General features: G+C 43.5%; 1 rRNA gene. It reads right to left on the reverse strand.

Annotated features, from left to right (window positions below):
- Positions 1-301: 301 nt before the first annotated feature.
- Positions 302-418: ribosomal RNA gene (gene rrf, locus AB4Z50_RS36100) — 5S ribosomal RNA — on the reverse strand.
- Positions 419-433 lie beyond the last annotated feature (15 nt).

Genomic DNA, 433 nt, shown 5'->3' on the forward strand with positions numbered 1-433 from the left:
AGCTTAACCTATCGTTCCGGTTGATTCGGCTTGTGCGCCGTTTTCATTTTGTTTCTCTGATCTCCTAAGACATCAAATRGTTGAAACAAAACGAAAAGAAGTCGCATCAATCACGAACAACCTTCACTAACAATTAAATCAATGTAGCTAAAGGATGTTTCAGCAATTCTTTTTCTTTCGTTATCCAGTTTTCAAGGTGCAATTTGTTTCCACCGCTTTCGCGGCAGGAATATTAGATTAACATATTCGCTCGTTACAATCAACCACTAAAAGTTGGTAATTCGCTTGTATGATTTAATCCGCTTGGCGACGTCCTACTCTCCCAAGACCCTGCGGTCTAAGTACCATCGGCGCTGAAGGGCTTAACGGTCGTGTTCGGTATGGGAACGCGTGGTTCACCTCCGCCATCGCCACCAAACGAATGACTAGACAT

The organism is Paenibacillus sp. 2TAB26, from assembly GCF_052115145.1.
Lineage (GTDB): Bacteria > Bacillota > Bacilli > Paenibacillales > Paenibacillaceae > Pristimantibacillus.